4 protein-coding genes are annotated in these 6,111 nt (G+C 69.2%); all 4 read right to left on the bottom strand.

What is annotated here, in order from left to right; genetic code table 11:
• Nucleotides 1-139: 139 nt before the first annotated feature.
• The 4 genes from RB628_RS38245 to RB628_RS38230 all read right to left on the bottom strand — a co-directional run bounded on the left by RB628_RS38245 (nt 140) and on the right by RB628_RS38230 (nt 5,876).
• Nucleotides 140-2,074 carry an ABC transporter ATP-binding protein gene (locus tag RB628_RS38245; protein WP_318325257.1) on the bottom strand — a complete coding sequence of 645 codons (1,935 nt, stop codon included), beginning with the start codon at nt 2,072-2,074 and terminating at the stop codon, nt 140-142.
• Nucleotides 2,074-3,807 carry an ABC transporter ATP-binding protein gene (locus tag RB628_RS38240; protein WP_318325256.1) on the bottom strand — a complete coding sequence of 578 codons (1,734 nt, stop codon included), beginning with the start codon at nt 3,805-3,807 and terminating at the stop codon, nt 2,074-2,076. Before RB628_RS38240 ends, RB628_RS38245 begins: the two co-directional genes overlap by 1 nt.
• A 173-nt stretch (nt 3,808-3,980) precedes the next feature.
• Complete coding sequence (locus tag RB628_RS38235) at nt 3,981-5,441, bottom strand: FGGY family carbohydrate kinase (protein WP_318325255.1); 1,461 nt, start codon at nt 5,439-5,441, stop codon at nt 3,981-3,983.
• A gap of 129 nt (nt 5,442-5,570) precedes the next feature.
• On the bottom strand, nt 5,571-5,876 hold the full coding sequence (locus tag RB628_RS38230) for a YtxH domain-containing protein (protein WP_318325254.1): 306 nt from the start codon (nt 5,874-5,876) through the stop codon (nt 5,571-5,573).
• Between the last annotated feature and the right edge of the window lie 235 nt (nt 5,877-6,111).

The following is a 6,111-nucleotide window of genomic DNA, read 5'->3' as shown; positions in this document are numbered from 1 at the left end:
CGTGCCCGAGCCCTGAGCCCGTGCCCGAGCCCTGAGCCCGTGCCCGGAGCCCGAGCCCCGTGCCCGAGCCCCGTGCCCGAGCCCTGAGCCTGAGCCCCGACCACCCAGCCCCGAGCCCCGAGCCCTCAGCCCCCCACCCTCAGTCCACCTCAGCCACAGCCTCCGCGAACTGCGCCTTGTACAACCGCGCGTAGGCCCCGTCCGCCCCCAACAACTCCCCGTGCGCCCCCTGCTCCACGATGGCCCCGTTCTCCATCACCAGAATCGTGTCCGCATCCCGAATCGTCGACAGCCGATGCGCGATCACGAACGACGTCCGCCCGTGCGCCAGTTTGGCCATCGCCTTCTGGATGAGGACCTCCGTACGGGTGTCCACCGAACTCGTCGCCTCGTCCAGCACCAGGATCACCGGATCGGACAGGAACGCCCGCGCGATGGTGATGAGCTGCTTCTCGCCCGCGCTCACCCCCGCCCCCTCGTCGTCGATCACGGTGTCGTAGCCGTCCGGCAACGTTCGGATGAAACGGTCCGCGTGCGCGGCCCGCGCCGCCTCCTCGATCTCCCCGCGCGTCACCTCGCGCTCACGCGCGGCCCCGTACGCGATGTTCTCCGCGATGGTCCCCCCGAACAACCAGGTGTCCTGCAGCACCATCCCGATCCCGGCCCGGAGTTCGTCCCGGGACATGGCCGCCACATCCACCCCGTCCAGAGTGATCCGCCCTCCGGACACCTCGTAGAACCGCATCAGCAGATTCACCAGGGTCGTTTTCCCAGCCCCCGTGGGCCCGACGATCGCGACCGTGTGCCCAGGCTCCACCACCAGCGACAGGTCCTCGATCAGCGGCTTCTCCGGCTCGTACCGGAACGACACATGCTCCAGGGACACCAGCCCCCGCAGTTCCTCCGGCCGGACTCCCGCCACCGGATCGGCTTCCTGCTCCTCCGCGTCCAGCAGTTCGAAGATCCGCTCGGCCGAAGCCACCCCCGACTGCACCAGGTTCGCCATCGACGCGACCTGCGTCAGCGGCATCGAGAACTGGCGCGAGTACTGGATGAAGGCCTGCACGTCACCGATCGACAGCGCGCCCGAAGCGACCCGCAGCCCGCCCACCACGGCCACCAGCACGTAGTTGATGTTCGACACGAACATCATCAGCGGCTGCATGACCCCGCTGTTGAACTGGGCCTTGAACCCTGCCTCGTACAGCGCGTCGTTCTGCTCGGCGAACTGCTGCGCCGACTCGTCCTGCCGCCCGAAGACCTTCACGAGGGTGTGGCCGGTGTACATCTCCTCGATGTGGGCGTTCAGCTTGCCGGTGGTCCGCCACTGCTGCACGAAGTGCGGCTGAGACCGCTTCCCGACGCGCGTGGCGACGTAGAACGACAGCGGTACGGTCACCAGCGCGACCAGAGCCAGCAGCCAGGACACCCAGAACATCATCGCCAGCACGCCGACAATGGTCAGCAGCGAGTTGATCAGCTGCCCCATCGACTGCTGGAGCGTCTGCCCGATGTTGTCGATGTCGTTCGTCGCGCGGGACAGCACCTCACCGCGCTGCCGCTTGTCGAAGTACGACAGCGGCAGCCGCGACAGCTTCGCCTGCAGGTCCTCGCGCATCCGGTACACGGTCCGGTTGACCGCCCGGTTCACCAGCCGTGTGGCCACCAGCATCAGCAGCCCGGCGAGGACGAACACCACCAGGGCGAGCCCCAGCACCTCACCCACCGCGCCGAAGTCGATCCCCATGCCGGGCGTGAAGTCCGTACCGGAGAGCATGTCGGCCACGCCGCCCTCGCCGCGCTCCCGCATGGCGGCGAGGACTTCGGCCTTCGTACTGCCGGTCTCGAACTGTCGTCCGATGATGCCGGAGAAGACCAGGTCGGTCGCCCGCCCCAGGATCTTCGGGCCCACCACCGACAGGCCCACGCTCACGAACACCGCGAGCAGCATCACGTACATCGTGGCCCGTTCGGGCCTGAACTGGGCGAGGAGCCGTTTCGTGGACGCCTTGAAGTCCATCGAGTGCTGGTCGGGGCCGGCTCCGGCCATCATGCGCGCCATCGGCCCGGCCATCAGGCAGCCTCCGCTTCCGTGAGCTGGGAGAGGACGATCTCGCGGTAGGTCTCGTTGTCCGCCATCAGCTCGTGGTGGCGGCCGGTGCCGACGACCCGGCCCTCGTCGAGGACGACGATCCGGTCGGCGTCCCTGATCGTGGACACCCGCTGGGCGACGATCACGACGGTCGCCTCGGCGGTCTCGCGCGCGAGCGCCGTCCGCAGGGCCGCGTCCGTGGCGTAGTCGAGCGCGGAGAAGGAGTCGTCGAAGAGGTAGATCTCGGGCCGCTGGACCAGCGTCCGCGCGATCGCGAGCCGCTGCCGCTGGCCGCCCGACACATTCGTACCGCCCTGCGCGATCGGCGCGTCGAGCCCGCCCTCCAACCGCTCGACGAACCGCTTGCCCTGCGCCACCTCCAGCGCGTGCCACAACTCCTCGTCCGTGGCGTCAGGATTGCCGTACCGCAGATTGCTCGCCACGGTCCCCGCGAACAGATACGGCTTCTGCGGCACCAGCCCCACCGTCCGGGCCAGCAGCCTCGGCTCCACGGTGGCCACGTCCACGCCGTCGACGAGCACCTCCCCGTCGGTCGCGTCGAACAGTCGCGGTACGAGCCCCAGCAGCGTCGACTTCCCACTGCCGGTGGAGCCGATCACCGCGGTCACCTCACCGGGCCGCGCCACCAGGTCGACGGCCCTCAGCACCGGCTCCTCCGCTCCCGGGTAGCGGAACCCGGCACCCCGGATCTCCAGATGCCCGTGCCGCCGCAGCTCGACGACGGGGTTGACCGGCGGCACCACACTGGACGACGTACCGAGAACCTCCTCGATGCGCTCGGCGCACACCTCCGCGCGCGGCACCATCATGAACATGAAGGTGGCCATCATCACGGACATGACGATCTGCATCAGATAGGCGAGGAACGCGGTCAGCGCGCCGATCTCCATCCCGCCGCTGTCGATGCGATGAGCGCCGAACCACACCACGGCGATGGACGAGACGTTGACGACGGTCATGACGATCGGGAACATCAGCGCGAGCAGCCGCCCGGTGCCCAGAGACACCTCCGTCAGCTCGTGGTTCGCCTTCCGGAACCGGTCCTTCTCGTACTCGTCCCGCACGAAGGCCCGGATCACCCGGTTGCCGGTGATCTGCTCCCGCAGCACCCGGTTGACAGTGTCGAGCCGTACCTGCATCGAGCGGAACATCGGCCGCAGCCGCCGCACGATCAACGTCACGCAGATGCCCAGCACCGGAACAACGGCGATCAGCACGCCCGACAGCGGTACATCCAGCCCCAGCGCGAGCACGATGCCGCCCACGCACATGATCGGCGCCGACACCATCAGCGTGAACGTCATCAGCGCGAGCATCTGGACCTGCTGGACGTCGTTGGTCGTGCGGGTGATCAGCGAGGGCGCGCCGAACTGCCCGACCTCACGCGCCGAGAACGACTGCACCCGGTCGAAGACAGCAGCGCGTACGTCCCGGCCGACCGCCGCCGCCGTTCGGGCGCCGTAGTACACGGCGCCGATGTTGCAGACGACCTGCACCAGCGAGATGCCGATCATCAGGGCACCGAAGAACAGGATGTGCCCCGTGTCCCCCTTCACCACGCCGTCGTCGATGATGTCGGCGTTGAGCGTGGGCAGATAGAGGGTGGCGCAGGTCTGCAGGAGCTGGAGCAGCACGAGCAGGGCGATGGGTTTCTTGTAGGGCCTCAGGTATGTGCGCAGAAGTCGTATGAGCACGCTGAATCTCTCGGAGTCGGCGGTTTGTCCGGGACGGACGGGCGACGCATGCCCATGCCGGACGGTGGGGAGTGCCCCACGCCCCTATCGTCGAACACTCCACCCGCATTACTTCAACCGATTAATCCAACAGCGGACCGGGAACCGACCGCAGGACGGACGACTCGCGCCACTCAGCTACGAAATGCCCCGGGATGCGTCTGCTCCCGCACGGACACGTACTGCTGCCGCACCGCCTGCCCCACCGCCAGCTCCTCACCGGGCTCCAGCACCTGCGCGGCGGCGCCCTGCCAGGCCGGCGGGGTACGCGGGTCGAGCGTGCCCTGCGTCACCCCGAGCGCCCAGGCGGCCTGCCGCGCGGCACCGACGGCCGCGTAGTCGGCGGGCTGCGGTACGACGACCTGCGCCCCGAACAGCGGCGGCGCCGCCGCCTGCACGGCGGGCAGTTCGGCGGCGGACCCGAGGAGGAACACCCGCTGTACGTCGACCCCACGGCCCCGCAGCACGTCCAACGCGTCCGCCAGCCCGCACAGCATCCCCTCGAAGGCGGCCCGCGCCAGATGCTCGGCCTTCATGGACTCCCGCCGCAGCCCGGCGAGCGTCCCGGCGGTGTGCGGCAGATTGGGCGTCCGTTCACCCTCCAGATAGGGCAGCATGACCAGCCCGTGAGCGCCGGGAGTCGACTTCATCGCGAGGTCGGACAGGCTCTCCAGATCACTCAGCCCGAGCAACTCGGCAGTGCCCCGCAGGGTTCGTACGGCGTTCAGTGTCGTGACGACGGGCAGGTGCAGCCCGGTCGCGTCGGCCAGCGAGGTGATCATCCCGGACGAGTCGAAGAGCGCCTCGGGGTGTACGGCCATCACGGACCCGGAGGCACCGAGCGACACGACGACATCCCCGAGCCCCAGCCCGAGCCCGAAGGCGGCGGCCATGGTCTCCCCGGTCCCGGCGGAGATGAGCAGCCCCTCGGGCGTCGTGCCGGCGGCATCGGACGGTCCGAGCACCTCGGGCAGCATCACCTGACGCCCGAGCGCGAGTTCGACGAGGTCACCTCGGTAGGCGCCCATGGCGGCGGACCAGTACCCGGTCCCGGAAGCCCCACCCCGGTCGGTGGTCCTGCGCACGGGCCGCCCGAGCAACTGCCACACCAGCCAGTCGTGCGCCTGCATGAGCACGGCGGTCCGCTGGGCCGCGTCGGGCTCGGTCCGCGCCAGCCACCTCAGCTTGGTCACCGGCATCGCGGCCTGCGGAACACACCCCACGGCCTGTGCCCACGCCTCGCGCCCGCCGAGCGCGTCGATCAGATCGGCAGCCGCGACCTGCGCCCGCTTGTCCCCGCCGACCATCGCCGGCCGAACGGTGTTGCCCTGCGCGTCGACGGGCACGAGCGCGTTCTGCTGCGCGGACACCCCGATGGCCTGCACGCCTTCGAGCAGCCCACCGCCGGCCGCCTCACCGAGGGAGAGCAGCCAGGCCTGCGGATCGACATCGGACGGCCGCCCGCCGCCCCCACCCTCGGGGTCTTCCATCGGATGCGGCGCATAGCCCTGCCGCAGCACGGACCCCGTGTCCGCGTCGCAGACGACGATACGAGTGAAATCGGGCGAACTGTCCAACCCGGCGACTATCCCCATGGCGAAAATTCTGCCGTACGCGGAGAGGTGAACACGCCGGGTCGGCGCTCCGTTGGAGATGACCCGTGCGTTGTCGGTGCCCAGGGGCGTGCGGGTGCGGCAGATGTGGTGATGCCGACACCCGGCAGCTCAGGTGTTGCTGGTGCCCCAGTCGTCCTCGCCACCTCCCGTGGCGTTGCGCTCACGCAGGGAACGCACCCGGTCGGCCACGGAGTCGGGCATGCGGTCGCCGACCTTCTCGCTGACGGTGTGCAACGCCTTGCCGGCGAACTCCCGCCCCTGCAGTGCGGCGGACTCGGCGGTGTTGCGGACAGCGGGGTTCTGCGCGATCTGACGAGCGGACTTCTTCAACTGCTCGTAGCGCTCGCGCCCGGCCCGTGTGCCCAGCACGTAACCCAGGGCCAGTCCGGCGACGAACGTGAGCCGGTAGCGCATGACGGCCACCTTTCCTTGACGAGTGTCGAGTATCGAGTGACGGGAGGTGCGTGACGGGCGCGGGACGCGGCGAACCGATTGGCGGAGCACCCCCCTGCTTGCGCTAATGTATGTGTCGCAGCGACAACGCGCCCCCTGGCGAATACCCAGGGAGGTGCGTTCGATGCAACGAGGCAATCCTCCGTAGCTCAATTGGCAGAGCAGCCGGCTGTTAACCGGCAGGTTACTGGTTCGA

The organism is Streptomyces sp. ADMS (assembly GCF_033441795.1).
GTDB lineage: Bacteria > Actinomycetota > Actinomycetes > Streptomycetales > Streptomycetaceae > Streptomyces.
Note: the sequence above shows the minus strand (reverse complement) of the source record. Positions and strands in the feature narration are given on the sequence as shown.